Source organism: Enterococcus sp. AAFC-DPL-6103 (genome assembly GCF_058216595.1).
Map to the genome: position 1 here is coordinate 969,805 of NZ_CM177102.1, position 17,171 is coordinate 986,975.

General features: G+C 37.5%; 14 protein-coding genes. 13 read left to right on the forward strand and 1 reads right to left on the reverse strand.

Features of this window, described 5'->3' with window-relative positions; genetic code table 11:
* Positions 1–208 precede the first annotated feature (208 nt).
* The 10 genes from ylqF (at position 209) to AC4BC3_RS04865 (ending at position 11,156) form a co-directional block, all read left to right on the forward strand.
* Positions 209–1,069 (forward strand): ribosome biogenesis GTPase YlqF, encoded by an 861-nt coding sequence (gene ylqF, locus AC4BC3_RS04820; RefSeq protein ID WP_206910069.1) that lies wholly within the window; start codon positions 209–211, stop codon positions 1,067–1,069.
* The gene (rnhB, locus tag AC4BC3_RS04825; RefSeq protein WP_206910070.1) at positions 1,062–1,826 is read left to right on the forward strand and encodes a ribonuclease HII; all 765 of its coding nucleotides are present in this window, start codon (positions 1,062–1,064) and stop codon (positions 1,824–1,826) included. The genes ylqF and rnhB overlap by 8 nt, the downstream gene beginning before the upstream one ends.
* A gap of 58 nt (positions 1,827–1,884) precedes the next feature.
* Positions 1,885–2,742 carry a DNA-processing protein DprA gene (gene dprA / locus AC4BC3_RS04830; RefSeq protein ID WP_490467111.1) on the forward strand — a complete coding sequence of 286 codons (858 nt, stop codon included), beginning with the start codon at positions 1,885–1,887 and terminating at the stop codon, positions 2,740–2,742.
* A gap of 129 nt (positions 2,743–2,871) precedes the next feature.
* The gene (topA, locus tag AC4BC3_RS04835; protein ID WP_206910072.1) at positions 2,872–4,950 is read left to right on the forward strand and encodes a type I DNA topoisomerase; all 2,079 of its coding nucleotides are present in this window, start codon (positions 2,872–2,874) and stop codon (positions 4,948–4,950) included.
* Between the two features lie 18 nt (positions 4,951–4,968).
* Positions 4,969–6,291: an FADH(2)-oxidizing methylenetetrahydrofolate--tRNA-(uracil(54)-C(5))-methyltransferase TrmFO gene (gene trmFO, locus AC4BC3_RS04840; protein ID WP_206910074.1), complete on the forward strand. Its 1,323-nt coding sequence runs from the start codon at positions 4,969–4,971 to the stop codon at positions 6,289–6,291.
* Positions 6,292–6,524: 233 nt separating this feature from the next.
* The gene (gene xerC / locus AC4BC3_RS04845) at positions 6,525–7,424 is read left to right on the forward strand and encodes a tyrosine recombinase XerC (RefSeq protein WP_206910076.1); all 900 of its coding nucleotides are present in this window, start codon (positions 6,525–6,527) and stop codon (positions 7,422–7,424) included.
* A gap of 31 nt (positions 7,425–7,455) precedes the next feature.
* Complete coding sequence (gene hslV / locus AC4BC3_RS04850; protein ID WP_067485006.1) at positions 7,456–8,004, forward strand: HslVU peptidase proteolytic subunit; 549 nt, start codon at positions 7,456–7,458, stop codon at positions 8,002–8,004.
* 12 nt (positions 8,005–8,016) lie between these two features.
* The gene (hslU, locus tag AC4BC3_RS04855; protein ID WP_206910077.1) at positions 8,017–9,414 is read left to right on the forward strand and encodes an ATP-dependent protease ATPase subunit HslU; all 1,398 of its coding nucleotides are present in this window, start codon (positions 8,017–8,019) and stop codon (positions 9,412–9,414) included.
* Positions 9,415–9,430: 16 nt separating this feature from the next.
* Positions 9,431–10,222 (forward strand): GTP-sensing pleiotropic transcriptional regulator CodY, encoded by a 792-nt coding sequence (gene codY / locus AC4BC3_RS04860; protein WP_067485011.1) that lies wholly within the window; start codon positions 9,431–9,433, stop codon positions 10,220–10,222.
* A gap of 58 nt (positions 10,223–10,280) precedes the next feature.
* Entirely contained in the window at positions 10,281–11,156 is an 876-nt protein-coding gene (locus AC4BC3_RS04865; protein WP_490467112.1) for an aldose 1-epimerase family protein, read from the forward strand.
* Positions 11,157–11,212: 56 nt separating this feature from the next.
* Here AC4BC3_RS04865 and plsY read toward each other — a convergent pair whose 3' ends face one another.
* Positions 11,213–11,848, reverse strand: a complete 636-nt coding sequence (plsY, locus tag AC4BC3_RS04870) for a glycerol-3-phosphate 1-O-acyltransferase PlsY (protein WP_206910079.1) — start codon at positions 11,846–11,848, stop codon at positions 11,213–11,215.
* A 94-nt stretch (positions 11,849–11,942) separates the two neighbouring features.
* Here plsY and AC4BC3_RS04875 point away from each other — a divergent pair, with 94 nt between their 5' ends.
* The 3 genes from AC4BC3_RS04875 to parC all read left to right on the forward strand — a co-directional run bounded on the left by AC4BC3_RS04875 (position 11,943) and on the right by parC (position 17,051).
* The gene (locus AC4BC3_RS04875; protein WP_490467113.1) at positions 11,943–12,380 is read left to right on the forward strand and encodes a CoA-binding protein; all 438 of its coding nucleotides are present in this window, start codon (positions 11,943–11,945) and stop codon (positions 12,378–12,380) included.
* Positions 12,381–12,546: 166 nt separating this feature from the next.
* On the forward strand, positions 12,547–14,592 hold the full coding sequence (gene parE / locus AC4BC3_RS04880) for a DNA topoisomerase IV subunit B (protein ID WP_490467114.1): 2,046 nt from the start codon (positions 12,547–12,549) through the stop codon (positions 14,590–14,592).
* An 11-nt stretch (positions 14,593–14,603) separates the two neighbouring features.
* Complete coding sequence (parC, locus tag AC4BC3_RS04885; protein ID WP_490467115.1) at positions 14,604–17,051, forward strand: DNA topoisomerase IV subunit A; 2,448 nt, start codon at positions 14,604–14,606, stop codon at positions 17,049–17,051.
* Positions 17,052–17,171 lie beyond the last annotated feature (120 nt).

The following is a 17,171-nucleotide window of genomic DNA, read 5'->3' on the forward strand; positions in this document are numbered from 1 at the left end:
AAAAAAAAGCAAAGACTTGCAAGTATATGAGTTATTGTTTAATCTAGCAGAAATTTATGGTAAAATGCGAAAGATGTTTAGTGATAAGATAATACATGGAACAGTTTTTTATAAAAGAAAAAGCATGGTTTTATGAAAGATCTTTTATTAGAAATAAAACAGTTTAAAGGTTAGTAAACCTGAATACGAAAGGAGTTGTATTTATAAGATGACTATCCAATGGTTCCCTGGACACATGGCTAAAGCACGTCGTGAAGTCTCTGAAAAAATGAAATATGTTGATATTGTGTTTGAATTAGTTGATGCGCGTCTGCCATTATCATCAAGAAATCCAATGCTTGATCAAATCATCCAACAAAAACCACGGATTGTTTTATTAAACAAAGCTGATTTAGCAGATCCACAACAAACAAAATTATGGCAAGAATACTTCAAAAAGCAAGGTCACGCAGCTTTAGCAATCAATGCACAGGAAAATAAAGGTGTTAAGGGCTTGATTCCAACCGCCAAAGAAGTGTTAAAAGAAAAAAGAGCGAGAGATGCTGCTAGAGGATTGAAACCACGCGCGATTCGAGCAATGGTTTTAGGAATCCCCAATGTCGGAAAATCGACATTAATGAATCGCTTAGTTGGAAAAAAGATTGCACAAACAGGAAATAAACCTGGGGTTACTAAAGGTCAACAATGGTTACGCCATGGAACAGAATTAGAATTATTAGATACACCAGGAATTCTTTGGCCTAAATTTGAAGATGAAGAGATTGGTAAAAAGCTAGCGTTGACTGGGGCAATCAAAGATCAATTACTTCATTTAGATGACTTAGCCATCTATGGTTTGGATTTTTTTGCCCGTTATTACCCGGGAAGAATTCAAGAACGTTACCACTTAACAGAAGAACAAGAGCAAGGACTTGCACCAGAAATTTTAATGGATATCACGGCTAAAAGAGGCTTCAGAGATGATTACGCTCGGGGAAGTGAACTAGTTGTGTTCGAAATCAGAGATGGTAAACTAGGGCGCTACACGTTAGATCGTTGTGAAGAAATGGGGCAAGAAGTGAATGAGTGAATCGATTCAAGCCATTAAGGAAAAACTATCTACAATTACTTCCTTCACTGATCCTTCACTTGAATATTTGAAACAAGATCCGCGAAAAGGAGTGCAACAAGCACTTGATTCCTTAGCAAAGCGACTTGAAAAGGAAGCGAAAGTAAAAGAAAAGTATCAAGAAATGTTTATTTTTGAAAAACAAGGGTATGCCAATGGTCATCAATGGATTGCAGGGATTGATGAAGTTGGTCGGGGGCCTTTAGCTGGTCCGGTTGTTGCGGCAGCTGTTGTATTACCCAAAGATGAAGAAATTCTTGGCTTAAATGATTCTAAACAGTTATCTGAGAAAAAACGTGAATTACTTTATCAAGAAATTCAAGAGAAAGCTTTGGCTATTGGAATTGGTATTATTGATGAAAAAGTAATCGATCAAGTCAATATTTATGAAGCAAGTAAACTAGCAATGATACAAGCAGTTGAAAAATTAGCAGTTAAGCCAACTTATTTACTGATTGATGCGATGAAATTAGATTTGCCCATTCAACAAGAGAAGTTAATCAAAGGTGATGCACGCTCTGTTTCTATTGCCGCCGCCAGCATCATTGCTAAAGTTTACCGCGATCGTTTGATGAAAGAATACGACCAATTGTATCCGGGATATGGATTTGGGCATAATGCTGGTTATGGGACAAAAGAACATTTGCTCGGTATGGAAAAACAAGGAATTACACCAATTCATCGTCGAACATTTGCTCCAGTTAAAAAATATTTATAAAAATTTAAACTCATCTTTTGCGTATCTTATCAAAAAGAAAGCAAAAGGTGGTTTTTTTATGGAAAAAATAAAAGAATATTTATTGCGTTTGACTTACGCAAAAGGAATTAGTAGTCAAGGAAAATGGCAAGTGCTTCAGTACTTGTTAGAAAATCCAGAAGTGCGGTTAACAATAGAAGTGATTTGTAAGATTGCCTCCATTACGAGTCATCGTGAACTATTTCGACAAAGCTGGTTGGAAATCGAAGCCAACTGGGAAAAGATTAAAAAAGACCAACAGTATATTACTTGCTTGGATCCACGGTATCCTCCACAACTACTGGATTTGACATATCCTCCCATTCTATTATTTTATCGAGGAGATGTATCTTTATTGACATGCAAGATGCTGAGTGTTGTTGGAGGAAGACGTTCATCAGTTCTTGCAAAGAAAACTGTTTTTCAGCTCTTACGTCCAGTGATTGCTGATGGTTACGTAATCGTAAGTGGTTGTGCTAAAGGCATTGACACATATAGTCATTGTGCAGCAATTAGGGAAGGCGGGCGAACGATTGCTGTTGTTGGAACAGGTTTGGGAAAATTTTATCCGAGAGAAAATGAACAATTACAAATGAAAATTGCGGAGGAGCATTTGCTGTTAAGTGAGTACCCACCAGAAGCAGGACCAAGGAGACATCGCTTTCCGATGAGAAATCGAATCATTGCTGCCTTGTCACGGGGAACTTGTGTAGTTGAGGCAAGGAAAAAAAGTGGTTCACTAATAACAGCACAGCAAGCATTAGACTTAGGTAAAGCTGTTTTTGCCGTTCCAGGAAATGTTTTAACAGAACACTCTGAAGGCTGTCATCACCTCATTCAAGATGGTGCAATTTGTACGATTTCAGGACAAGATATTTTGGAAGAATTGAAAGAATAACAGCACATTTCCCATTTGCTTTCCTTGACAAACGATTTCTGAATGGATATGATTAGCTACGATTTGTAGGAAACCTCTAATATAAGTATATATAGTAGGAACTCGACAATGAAAGGAGTCCATTCAAGAATGGCATATAAATATTTAGTGATTGTAGAATCACCAGCAAAGGCCAAAACAATTGAAAAATATCTGGGCCGAAATTATAAAGTAATGGCAAGTGTAGGCCATATTCGTGATTTACCAAAAAGTAAAATGGGAATTGATGTCGAAAATAATTATGAACCCCATTATATTTCCATCCGAGGAAAAGGCGACGTTATCAAAAGTTTAAAATCTGCGGCTAAAAAAGCACAAAAAGTTTATCTCGCAAGTGACCCGGATAGAGAAGGGGAAGCTATTGCTTGGCATTTAGCTTATTTGTTAGGATTAGATCTTGAAGACAAAAATCGTGTTGTTTTCAATGAAATCACCAAAGATGCTGTGAAAGCAGCGTTTAAAGAACCTCGTTCAATTGATGTTGATTTAGTGGATGCACAACAAGCACGCCGCGCACTAGACCGATTAGTTGGTTATTCAATCAGCCCAATCCTTTGGCGTAAAGTGAAAAAAGGATTGAGTGCGGGGCGCGTTCAATCTATTGCTTTAAAAATTATCATTGATCGTGAGCAAGAAATTCGCGAATTTATTCCAGAAGAATACTGGAGTATCGATGGAAATTTCAAAAAAGCACGTAAGAAATTCAAAGCGAACTTCTGGGGAATCGATGGGAAGAAGAAAAAACTGCCGGATGCAGAAGCTGTGAAAGAAGTCACTGCTAGAATTGATGGTCAAGACTTTGAAGTGAAAAAAGTGGAAAAGAAAGAACGAAAAAGAAACCCAGCAAACCCATTTACTACGAGTAGTTTGCAACAAGAAGCTGCACGTAAGTTGAACTTCCGTACAAGAAAAACAATGATGGTCGCACAACAACTTTATGAAGGAATTGCATTAGGCAAACAAGGAACAGTTGGTTTGATCACCTATATGCGTACCGATTCAACACGAATTGCCGATACAGCAAAGGCTGAGGCAGCTTCATTTATCCAAGAAACTTACGGTGATGAATTTTCTGCCCATGGGAATAAAAAAGTAAAAAATGCTCAAGGCGCACAAGACGCCCATGAAGCAGTGAGACCAACGAGTGTTTTACGCACACCCGATGAAATCAAACAATATTTAGATAAAGATCAATTAAAATTGTATACATTGATCTGGTCACGTTTCGTTGCCAGTCAAATGACACCAGCAATTTTAGATACGATGAAAGTGACTTTAGACCAAAATGGTGTCATCTTTATTGCTAATGGCTCAAAAGTGAAATTCAAAGGATTTATGCAGGTGTATGTTGAAGGGCGTGATGACGGGAAAGAGGACAAAGAAAATATCTTGCCGGAATTAACAGAGGGAGATATTGTTCAATCTGTGGATATCGAACCAAAACAACACTTTACGCAACCACCAGCAAGATTTAGTGAAGCAACGCTTATCCGAGCGTTGGAAGAAAATGGTGTCGGTCGTCCATCTACTTATGCACCAACGTTGGATACGATTCAACGTCGTTACTATGTCAAATTGACACAAAAACGTTTTGAACCAACGGAGTTAGGTGAAATCGTCAACTCATTGATTGTTGAGTTTTTCCCTCAAATCGTTGATATTCATTTCACAGCGGAAATGGAAAATGACTTGGATAAAGTGGAAGAAGGGAAAGAAGCTTGGGTCCAAGTGGTTGATCGTTTCTATAAACCGTTTGAAAAAGAATTGAGTAATGCAGAAGAAAAAATGGAAAAAATCCAAATCAAAGATGAACCAGCCGGCTTTGATTGTGATGTCTGTGGGCATCCAATGGTGATTAAATTAGGAAAATATGGTAAATTTTACGCATGTAGTAATTTCCCAGATTGCCGCAACACAAAACCAATCGTTAAAGAAATCGGTGTTACTTGTCCCGTATGTCACGAAGGCCAAGTGATTGAACGTAAATCCAAGAAGAATAGAATTTTTTATGGTTGTTCTCGTTTCCCAGACTGTGAATTTACTTCTTGGGATAAACCAGTAGGCAGGAATTGTCCAAAATGTAATCAATATCTAGTTGAGAAGAAAGTTAAAGGTGGCAAACAAGTTGTCTGTGTAAATGGCGACTATGAAGAAGATGTTCAAAAATAATCGAAAAGAGGTTTTTACTTGAAAACTGTAAATGTCATTGGTGCCGGTCTTGCCGGAAGTGAAGCAGCTTGGCAAATTGCACAAGCTGGAGTTCCTGTTCGTTTATATGAAATGCGTCCAATTAAATCAACGGAAGCACACCATACTGAAAATTTTGCAGAATTAGTTTGCTCTAATTCTTTAAGAGGAAATAGTTTAGCAAATGCTGTCGGTCTATTGAAAGAAGAAATGCGTCGTTTAAATTCAGTAGTGATTACTTCGGCTGACGAAACGGCAGTTCCTGCTGGTGGTGCATTAGCGGTTGACAGAGATTCATTTTCAGAAACGATTACTCGAAAAGTGAAAGAGCATCCATTAGTCACTGTGGTCAATGAAGAAATGACTGAAATACCAGAAGGCATTACTGTTATCGCAACAGGTCCGTTGACCTCTCATCCATTAGCAGAAGCAATCAAAGAATTTAATGGTTCAGATGGTTTTTATTTCTATGATGCTGCTGCACCAATTATTGATAAATCAACGATTGATATGGACAAAGTTTATTTGAAATCACGTTACGATAAAGGTGAGGCAGCTTACTTGAACTGTCCGATGACAGAAGAAGAGTTTACGGCGTTCCATGATGCATTGATTCATGCAGAAGTTGCAGAATTAAAAGCATTTGAAAAAGAAAAATATTTTGAAGGTTGCATGCCAATTGAAGTAATGGCACAACGTGGATTTAAAACGATGTTGTTTGGTCCAATGAAGCCAGTTGGATTGGAAGACCCAAAAACAGGCAAACGTCCTTATGCAGTAATCCAATTGCGTCAAGATAATGCGGCTGCTTCTCTTTATAATATTGTTGGTTTCCAGACTCACTTGAAATGGGGCGAGCAAAAAAGAGTATTTCGTATGATTCCTGGATTGGAAAATGCTGATTTTGTACGGTATGGAGTCATGCATCGTAATAGTTTCATGAATTCACCAGAACTATTGAAACCAACTTACCAATCAACAAAGCGCGAAGATTTATTTTTTGCAGGTCAAATGACTGGTGTGGAAGGCTATGTAGAAAGCGCAGCTAGTGGTCTGCTAGCTGGAATCAATGCTGCACGATTGGCAAAAGAAGAAGAGCCAATTGTCTTTCCGCAAGAGACGGCGATTGGAAGTATGGCATACTATATCACGCATGCCGAAGGAAAACATTTCCAACCAATGAATGCAAACTACGGGTTGTTTCCGGAATTACCTGAACGAATCCGCGATAAAAAGTCACGCTATGAAGCGTTGGCAAACCGAGCATTAGCTGCCAATGAAAAAGTAATTGCTGACTTATCTTCACCTGTTTCTGCACAATAAACAGCAAAATTGATTCGACTTAGAGAATGATGCTTGATTCATCCTTCTCTAAGTTTTTTTGTTGCGTAAAATGAAAGATTCACTGAAAAATTAGCGAGAAAAATGAAAACAAAACGAAAAATTGTGCGAATTGTGAACAAACTTAGAAATATTGATTAAATTCTGACAATTTATTTGTTTTTTTATAATGGCTATGCTAAATTTATTTCTGGGATTGTAAGGAAGGTGAAAAAATGGCAGAACTAAGCTTGGAAGAAAAGTTTCTACGCTATTTGATTGTCGAGCGAGGGTACTCGGATAAGACACGTCAAGCATATGAGGAAGACATTAATGACTTCAAAGAGTTCCTAAAAGAATCTGGTGAGGAAGACCTATTGAGTATCAATCACTTAGATGTACGAGTGTATTTAGGATTTTTATCGGACAAAGAATACAGCAGGAACACAATTAGCAGAAAAATTGCCAGTTTACGTTCATTTTATCAATATCTTTTAAAAGAGGAATTGATCGAGGAGAATCCTTTTTCTTATGTCCACTTAAAGAAAAAAAATATTCGATTACCACGTTTTTTTTATGAAAATGAAATGCAAGCTTTGTTTGAAAGTGTGGCTGGTGATAAACCTTTGGATTTTAGAAATCGGGCAGTGCTAGAAGTTTTGTATGGCTCTGGCATTCGGTTAAGTGAATGCAGCGGATTAAAAGTGAAAGATATCGACTTTCAAGCAGAAGTAATGTTGATCCATGGAAAAGGAAACAAAGAAAGATATGCGCCACTGGGATCATTTGCTCAAGAAGCTTTACAAGAATATTTTGAAAAAAGCCGCTCGTTCTTGATGAACAAATATCATAAGGAACATGATTTTGTTTTTGTTAATCACCATGGCGATCCGATTACACCAACTGGAATCGAATATATTTTAAATCAAATAATCAAAAAAAGTAGTTTAGATAGTGATATTCATCCCCATATGTTGCGCCATACGTTTGCAACACATTTGTTGAACAATGGTGCAGACATGCGGACAGTTCAAGAGTTATTAGGACATGCAAATCTATCTACAACTCAAATTTATGCTCATGTGACGAAAGAAAGTTTACAAAAAAACTATCGCTCTTTTCATCCAAGAGCGTAGCAAAGACATTATTTTATTAGGGGGTCTACAAATGGTAGAATCACAATTTCATTCAACCACGATTTGTGCAGTTGAAAAAGACGGAAAATTTGCAATGGCTGGAGACGGTCAAGTAACAATGGGTGAATCTGTTGTTATGAAAGGAACAGCTCGTAAAGTTCGCAGAATTTATAATGATGAAGTGGTTGTCGGTTTTGCTGGAAGTGTAGCGGATGCCTTTACTTTGGAAGAAAAATTTGAAGGAAAATTGAATGAATACAACGGTAACTTGCAACGTGCTGCTGTTGAACTAGCACAAGAATGGCGGACACAACAATCCATGCAGAAATTGGAAGCAATGCTGATCGTTATGAATGATAAAGAAATGTTGTTGGTTTCTGGAACGGGTGAAGTGATTACACCTGATGATGGTATTTTAGCTATTGGTTCTGGCGGAAACTTTGCATTAGCTGCTGCAAGAGCAATGAAAAATTATGCACAAAATGAGATGAGTGCAAAAGAAATTGCTGAAAACGCGCTGAACATCGCAGCAGATATTTGTATCTTCACAAATCATAATATCATTGTAGAAGAATTATAAGAGGTGACTAGAATGAATGAATTAAGACAAACACCAAGACAAATCGTTAGTGAACTGGATCAATACATTGTGGGACAAGAAGCAGCTAAAAAATCTGTGGCTGTCGCTTTACGAAACCGCTATCGTAGACTCCAGTTGGATGAAAGAATGCAACAAGATATTACACCTAAAAATATGTTGATGATTGGACCAACTGGTGTTGGGAAAACAGAAATTGCTCGTCGACTTGCAAAAATCGTCAATGCACCTTTCATCAAAGTAGAAGCAACTAAATTTACAGAAGTTGGTTATGTTGGCCGAGATGTCGAATCAATGGTTCGTGACTTGGTCGAAAATGCAATTCAAATCGTTGAAAAAGAACAATATAGCCGAGTATATACAAAAGCTAAGAAAAATGCTGAAAAGCGGTTAGTGAAAGTTTTAGTACCGGGTATCAAAAAGGAGCAAAAACAATCAACAAATCAATTTGAACAGATGATGAATATGTTTAATGCATCGACACAACAGGCTGAACCACAAGAAGAAATCACTGAAGATATTCGTGTTAATCGTCGCACAGTCTTAGATCAACTGGAAAAAGGTCTGCTTGATACACGCGAGGTGACGATCGAAGTTGAAGAACAAAAAAAAGCTGCGCCAATGATGAATAATGGCTTAGAACAAATGGGAATTGATTTGAATGAAACATTAGGTGCATTAACACCTACTAAAAAAGTTGAAAGAACAGTCACAGTGAAAGAAGCACGCGAAATTTTGATTCGTGAAGAGTCTGCTAAACTTGTGAAAGATGCAGATATTCACAGTGAAGCAATCAAATTAGCTGAATCAAGTGGGATCATTTTTATCGATGAAATCGACAAAGTAACTTCAAAATCACAACAGTCTGGTGAAGTTTCTCGAGAAGGCGTACAACGTGATATCTTACCAATTGTTGAAGGCTCACAAGTCAATACGAAATATGGTACGTTACAAACCGATCATATTTTATTTATTGCTTCAGGTGCCTTCCATTTATCAAAACCAAGTGATTTGATCCCAGAATTACAAGGACGCTTCCCGATTCGTGTCGAATTAGATGATTTATCAGCGGAAGATTTTGTGAAAATTTTGACAGAACCTAACAACGCATTGATAAAACAATATATTGCGTTGATTGAAACAGAAAATGTTTCCGTTACGTTTACTAAAGAAGCAATCGAACGAATTGCACAAATTGCTTTTAATGTGAACCGTGATACAGATAACATTGGTGCACGTCGTTTGCATACAATCTTAGAAAAACTATTAGAAGATCTATTATTTGAGGCACCAGATATGCAGATGGGTGAGATTACAATCACAGAAGCATATGTCGATGATAAATTAGTTTCAATTGCACAGAATGAAGATTTGAGCCGCTATATACTTTAAGAATCGGAGGACGACTATGACGGATTTGCTAACAAAAACCCGAAAAATCAACAAACTTTTACAACAAAAAAATACCTTTGATATGGATGCTGATTTACCATATGACAAAATGGCAGTAACACTAGGTGGAGTACTGGATAGTAATACGTATATCATAGGCAGCGATGGCGTATTACTTGGCTATAATGAACGTCATGATGTGAATAACGAACGTGTAAAAACAATGTTTGTAGAAAAACAATTTCCACTTTCTTACACAGATACAGTCGATCAACTGGTCAAAACCGAAGCAAATATCCCGATCACGAGTGAAATTACAGCTTTTCCAGTAGAATCGAGAGAAAAATATCCATTTGGCCTAACGACAGTCGTACCGATCTTTGGTGCAGGGGAACGGTTAGGAACAATTATTTTGTCACGCATGGAACAGGCATTTACCGATGATGATTTAGTTTTAGCGGAATATGGTGCAACAGTGGTAGGTATGCAAATTCTTTACCAACAGTCCCGTAGTATTGAAGAAGATGTACGAAGTGCAACAGCTGTCCAAATGGCAATCAACACTCTTTCTTACAGTGAATTAAAAGCAGTTCAAGCCATCTTTCATGCCCTTGATGGTGATGAAGGGCGTTTGACAGCTTCAAACATCGCGGATGAAATTGGAATTACTCGTTCAGTAATTGTTAATGCTTTGCGTAAATTGGAGTCGGCAGGTATCATCGAGTCACGTTCTTTGGGAATGAAGGGAACTTACTTGAAAGTCCTTAATTCACGTTTCAAAGAGGAACTAGCAAAACATAGCTACTAACATTTCATTGGCTAAGACGATCTAGGATAGTAGCAATTTTAAAAATGGGGGAGTAACAATGACCGTAATTATTCAAAATGATCAGCTTATTGCTAAAATAGCTGAACATGGAGCAGAGCTAATTAGCTTACAATCAAAAGAGCATAATCTTGAATATATTTGGCAAGGAAATCCAGAATTTTGGGGACGTCATGCACCGGTTCTTTTCCCATTTGTTGGTCGTTTGAAAAATGACGAATACATGTATCAAGGAAAAACGTATTCGATGAGACAACATGGTTTCGCAAGAGATATGGATTTTGAAGTTATTGAACAAGGACCAGAACAAGCAAGTTTTCGGTTGAAAAGCACACCGGAAACGAAAAAAAATTATCCGTTTGATTTTGAATTAGTTATTACTTATGAATTAGGTGGCGATGGGATAACTGTTCATTACCAAGTTGAAAATATTGGAGAAGAAGAAATGTACTTTTCAATTGGGGGACATCCAGCGTTTAATGTACCATTGGAAGAAGGCTTGACTTTTGAAGATTTTTATTTGGCTTTCTCGCCACGAAAATCAAGATTGCGTTTACCATTGGCAGGCCCTTATATCGATTTAGATCAACGAACTTTGGGACAAACTAATACGAACTTAGCTCTGGATCGTGAATTGTTTGATCAAGATGCCCTTGTTTTTGAAACAAAGGGACTAAATGCATATTCGATTCGTAGTGAAAAATCACGTCACAGTGTGACTTTAAGTTACAAAGATATGCCTTATGTTGGTATCTGGTCCCCTTATCCCAAAGAAGCACCTTTTGTTTGTATTGAACCTTGGTGTGGGATTGCAGATACAGTGAATAGTAATGGTAGTTTGATGGAGAAAGTGGGAATCAATCAATTGGGTGCCCATGAAATTTTCCAAACAAAATATTCGATCACGGTAAAATAAACATAAAAAAGTGAGCTACGACAAATGGTCGCAGCTCACTTTTTTAGAAAAGAAAATCATTTCTTTTTGCTACTATTTAAACCAAAAGGAATTCGGCTTTCCGTTTTGTTTTTGATTCGTTGAATGTTTTCTTTGTGACGAAGAAAAATAAAGGAAGACACTAAAAAAGCGATAATCGTTAACAGCCAATTATGTTCTGGTAAAATAACTGGTGCGATATAAGGTAAGAAAATCGTTGACAAAGTAATCAGTACCGCACTGATCATACTGCTTAAACTTACCATGCTTGTGAAGTAAAGACTTAAGACAAAGATTGCTGCGGAATAGACGAAGAAAATAGGGCTGAACCCTAGAAGCATGCCAGCACTGGTTGCGACTGCTTTTCCACCTTTAAATTTGGCGAAAATCGGAAAAGTATGACCCAGAATTGCACAGACCCCAAACCAAAGTGGATTGATTGTCGTAATGTGAAAAATAAGTGGAAGACAAGTTGCCAGTGTTCCCTTCAAGATGTCCATTAATAAGACAACGATTCCTGCTTTTTTTCCTAATACTCGAAACGTATTGGTTGTTCCAGTATTTCCACTCCCGTATGCGCGGATGTCTTTATTGAAAAAGATTTTTCCAATCCAGACACCGGAAGGAATAGAACCCAAAAGATATGCTACAATAAGTAATAAGATCAATTTCATTTTTTTACCTCTTTCAAGTTGAAAACTAATGTTTATTTTAGCATGAAAGAGTAGTAGGAACAATCGAAATTCACGAATGAAAGGAATGAGTAGGATGCCATTTGAAAATCCAACCCAAGAAATGATTTTTGACTATTTAAAGTCAGCAAAAAATATTGCTGTTGTCGGTTTGAGTAATAACTCTGAGCGAACAAGTCATCAAATCGCAAAACTTTTACAGCAAAAAGGTTACCGCATTTTTCCCGTGAATCCAGTTCTGGCTGGACAAGAAGTATTAGGTGAGAAAGTTTATGGTCACCTGACAGAAATTACAGAACCAATTGATATTGTTGATATTTTTCGACGTAGTGAATTTTTACCTGAAGTAGCACAGGATTTTTTGCAAACAGATGCAAAAGTTTTTTGGGCACAGTTAGGAATTGAAAATGAAGAGGCAGCAAACTTGTTGCAAGCCGCTGGTCGAAAAGATGTCGTGATGGATCGTTGTGTAAAAATTGAACTAGCTAAGATGGAAAATGATAAGGTTAAATAAAAATAAATAAAAATTTTAATGTGCGAAAGTTGTTAGTTAAAAGCAGGTTGGGCGACTGTTTCTCTTGATTTTTCCCCAACCTCTTTTTTTTCGCAGTTTTTTTTAGTATGATTAGTTCGATGCGGTCTTTACTATTTCCGCAAGTATTATTGAAGGAGCGTTTGCCTTGGCAAAAAAAGTAATCAATGAATATAATGATGCGTCAATCCAAGTTCTTGAAGGATTAGAAGCAGTTAGAAAACGACCAGGGATGTATATCGGTTCCACTGATAGCCGAGGCTTACATCATTTAGTGTATGAAATTGTTGATAATGCAGTCGATGAAGCTTTATCAGGTTATGGAAATGAGATTGATGTAGTGATACATAAAGATAACAGTATCACTGTAGTAGATAGTGGTCGCGGAATGCCAGTTGGAATGCACGCTTCAGGAATTCCAACGGTTGAAGTGATTTTTACAGTGTTGCATGCTGGAGGCAAGTTTGGTCAAGGTGGCTATAAAACATCTGGTGGACTACATGGTGTAGGTGCTAGTGTGGTAAATGCTTTATCAAAATGGCTGACTGTGACGATTGTTCGCGATGGTGTTGAATATCAGCAAAAATTTGTAGACGGTGGTAAGCCACAAGGCACATTAAAAAAATTGGGTAAAACAAAAAAAGCAAATGGAACGACCGTTCACTTTTTACCTGATGATACGATCTTTTCAACAGTGAAATTTTCATATGAGACGTTATCAGAGCGTTTGCGTGAGTCTGCTTTTCTTTTGAAAGGCGTTCGAATTACATTAAGTGACCTTCGTGGTGAAGAAGAGGTTACAGAAGTTTTTCACTATGAAGAAGGAATCAAAGAATTTGTTGAATATTTGAATGAAGAAAAAGACACCTTGACACCAGTTGTTTATTTTTCAGGTGAAAAAGACGGTATCGAAGTGGAAGTGTCTTATCAATATAATGATGGCTATTCAGAAAATATATTATCTTTTGTTAATAATGTACGGACGAAAGATGGCGGCACACATGAAGCCGGAATGAAAACAGCAATGACGAAAGCTTATAATGAGTATGCCCGTAAAGTTGGTCTTTTGAAAGAGCGAGATAAAAATTTAGAAGGCAGTGATTTTCGTGAAGGGTTAGCGGCAGTTTTATCCATTCGCGTACCAGAAAACTTACTGCAGTTTGAAGGCCAAACGAAAGAAAAATTAGGTACACCAGTTGCTCGGACAGTTGTTGATAATGTCATTGGTGAACAAATGGGCTTTTATTTACAAGAAAACAGTGAAATGAGCCAAATGTTAGTTAGAAAGGCAGTAAAGGCTCGTGAAGCACGAGAAGCTGCTCGTAAAGCGCGAGAAGAAAGCCGTAATGGGAAAAAACGCAAAAAAGGCGAATCTTTATTATCAGGAAAATTAACGCCCGCTCAATCACGTAACCCTAAAAAGAATGAGCTTTATCTAGTCGAAGGAGATTCTGCTGGCGGTTCTGCAAAACAAGGACGTGATCGTAAATTCCAAGCTATTTTGCCACTTCGAGGTAAAGTCATCAATACTGAAAAAGCCAAAATGCAAGATATTTTGAAAAATGAAGAAATCAACACGATGATTTATACGATTGGTGCAGGTGTAGGACCAGAATTTTCGATTGAAGACTGTAATTACGACAAAATTATTATTATGACCGATGCGGATACGGATGGGGCACATATCCAAGTGTTATTGCTCACTTTCTTCTATCGATACATGAAACCTTTGATTGAGGCTGGAAAAATCTACATTGCTTTACCACCTTTATACAAGGTCTCTAAGGGCCAAGGGAGAAAGCAGGTAGTTGAATATGCTTGGACAGATGAAGAGCTAGCTGCAGAAATCAAAAAAGTTGGTAAAGGTTACTTATTACAACGTTATAAAGGACTAGGAGAAATGAATGCTGATCAGCTATGGGAGACAACAATGGATCCAGCTTCACGAACATTGATTCGAGTACGAATTGATGATGCAGCTCAAGCAGAACGACGTGTAACAACATTAATGGGAGACAAAGTTGAACCACGACGAAAATGGATCGAAAGCCATGTCCAATTTACATTGGAAGAAGATGGCAGTATTTTAGATAAAAAAGAAGACACTGAAATGCCAATTTCATCTTCAAGTGAACGATTAGATGAAGAACATGAAAATGTTGAAAAGCCAATTCAGTTGTTTGATGTAGAATAGGAGGTCACCTGATGGAAAATCGACAAGAAATCCAAGAATTAACGTTAGAAGAAGTAATGGGTGACCGATTTGGACGTTATTCAAAATATATTATTCAAGAACGCGCCTTGCCGGATATTCGTGATGGGCTAAAGCCAGTCCAACGACGAATTTTATATGCAATGAACAAAGATGGGAATACTTATGATAAAGGCTTCCGTAAGTCTGCGAAATCAGTCGGAAACATTATGGGTAACTATCATCCACACGGTGACAGTAGCATTTATGAAGCAATGGTTCGTATGAGTCAAGACTGGAAGCTCCGAGAAGTGCTAATTGAAATGCATGGAAATAATGGTAGTATGGACGGCGATCCCCCAGCAGCCATGCGTTATACAGAAGCACGTCTGTCTAAACTAAGTGGTGAGATGTTAGCTGATATTGAAAAAGATACGGTTGATATGGTTTGGAACTTTGATGACACTGAAAAAGAACCAACCGTTTTACCTGCTAGATATCCAAACTTATTGGTAAACGGTTCGACAGGTATCTCAGCGGGGTACGCGACCGAGATACCAACACACAATTTAGGGGAAGTCATTGATGGGACGATTTACCTTATTGACCATCCTAATGCAAGTTTAGAGAAACTGATGGAATTCATTCCGGGACCTGATTTTCCAACAGGAGGAATCTTACAGGGAAAAGATGAAATCAAAAAAGCCTTTGAAACTGGTCGTGGAAAAGTAATCTTACGTTCTAAAACAAAAATCGAAGCAATTAAAGGAAACAAAGAACAAATTGTTATTTCTGAAATTCCGTATGAAGTCAATAAAGCAACACTTGTGAAAAAAATCGATGAAGTTCGTTTGAACAAAAAAGTGGATGGAATTGCTGAAGTTCGTGATGAAAGTGACCGAACAGGGTTACAAATCGTTGTGGAATTAAAAAAAGATGCAAATGCACAAGGAATCTTAAATTATCTATTTAAAAACACAGAGCTACAAATTAACTACAACTTTAATATGGTAGCCATTGACCATATGACACCACATCAGGTTGGTCTACGAGATATTTTGAGCAGCTATGTGGGACATAGGAAAGACGTGATTACGAAACGTAGTCAGTATGATTTGGCAAAAGCAGAAAAGCGTCAACATATTGTAGAAGGTTTGATGAAGGCATTATCGATCTTAGATCAAGTGATCGCGACAATTCGTGAAAGTAAAGATAAACGTGACGCAAAGAAAAATTTGGTGGATGTTTTCCAGTTTACGGAAGAACAAGCAGAAGCAATTGTGACGTTACAACTTTACCGTTTAACAAACACCGATATCACTGAACTTCAAAAAGAATCTGAACAATTGATTGCGCAAATCACGGAATTAAATAAAATTCTTTCAGATGATAAAGAATTATTTTCATTAATGAAAAAAGAATTGCGTGAAGTGAAAAAAAATTATGCAACAAAACGTATTACAACAATTGAAGATGAGATCGAAGAAATAAAAATTGATACGAAAGTGTTAGTTGCACAAGAAGACGTAGTCGTTAGCGTTACGCATGAGGGATATGTGAAACGAAGTAGCATACGCTCTTATAGTGCTTCAAAACCAGAAGAGATTGGTATGCGTGAAGGTGATTACCTTCTATACACGGGCGAATTAAGTACATTAGATCATGTCTTGTTTGTGACGAATAAAGCAAATATGATTTATCGTCCTGTCCACGAGTTACCAGACCTAAAATGGAAGGAAGTCGGAGAACACATTTCGCAAACAATTTTGAATTTGTCCATGGACGAATCGATAATTGCAGTGTTCCCATACACGAAAATCCAACCAGAACAAACCTTTATTTTTATCAGTAAAAATGGCATGATCAAACAAACGAGAATGACTGAATTTGAACCATGGCGTACGTATAAGAGTCGTCCACTTAGTTCGATGAAACTAAAAGACGAGGACGAGCTGATAGCGGTCTATTTAGAAGAGGAACAAACAGATTTAGATGTCTTTTTAGTTACCTATCAAGGAATGGGCTTAAGGTACCCATTAGTTGAAGTACCAGTCGTTGGTGCAAAAGCAGCAGGAGTGAAAGCCATCAATCTCAAAGAGGATGACACGGTAACAAATGGATTATTAGTTTTCGCTGAAGGCGATACGCCAATCGTCATCGTCACACAAAGAGGTGCAGTCAAACGAATGCTTGCGCAAGAAATCTCACAAACTTCACGCGCAAAACGTGGTGTACAAGTTTTAAGAGAATTGAAGAAAAACCCTCATCGAGTGGTTTATATGTCAGAAGGAACAAGTCGTGAATTATCAATTGTGAACCAAAAAGGAAAACAAGTAGAATTTAATCCAACTGATTTTCCAATTGGTGACCGGACTTCGAATGGTTCGTTTGTGTTGGATGAAAAACAAGGCGGAGAGATTATCGATGTCCTTGAAACGAACAACACAAAAATAGAAGAATAACTGTATTATTTTTTGTTGAAGGGGCACAATCTGTACTACTACAGATTGTGCCCCTTTTTTCATTTGTTAACTAGAATAAATTGAACTTTTTTTATTAAATATGAAAGTGTTCACAATACT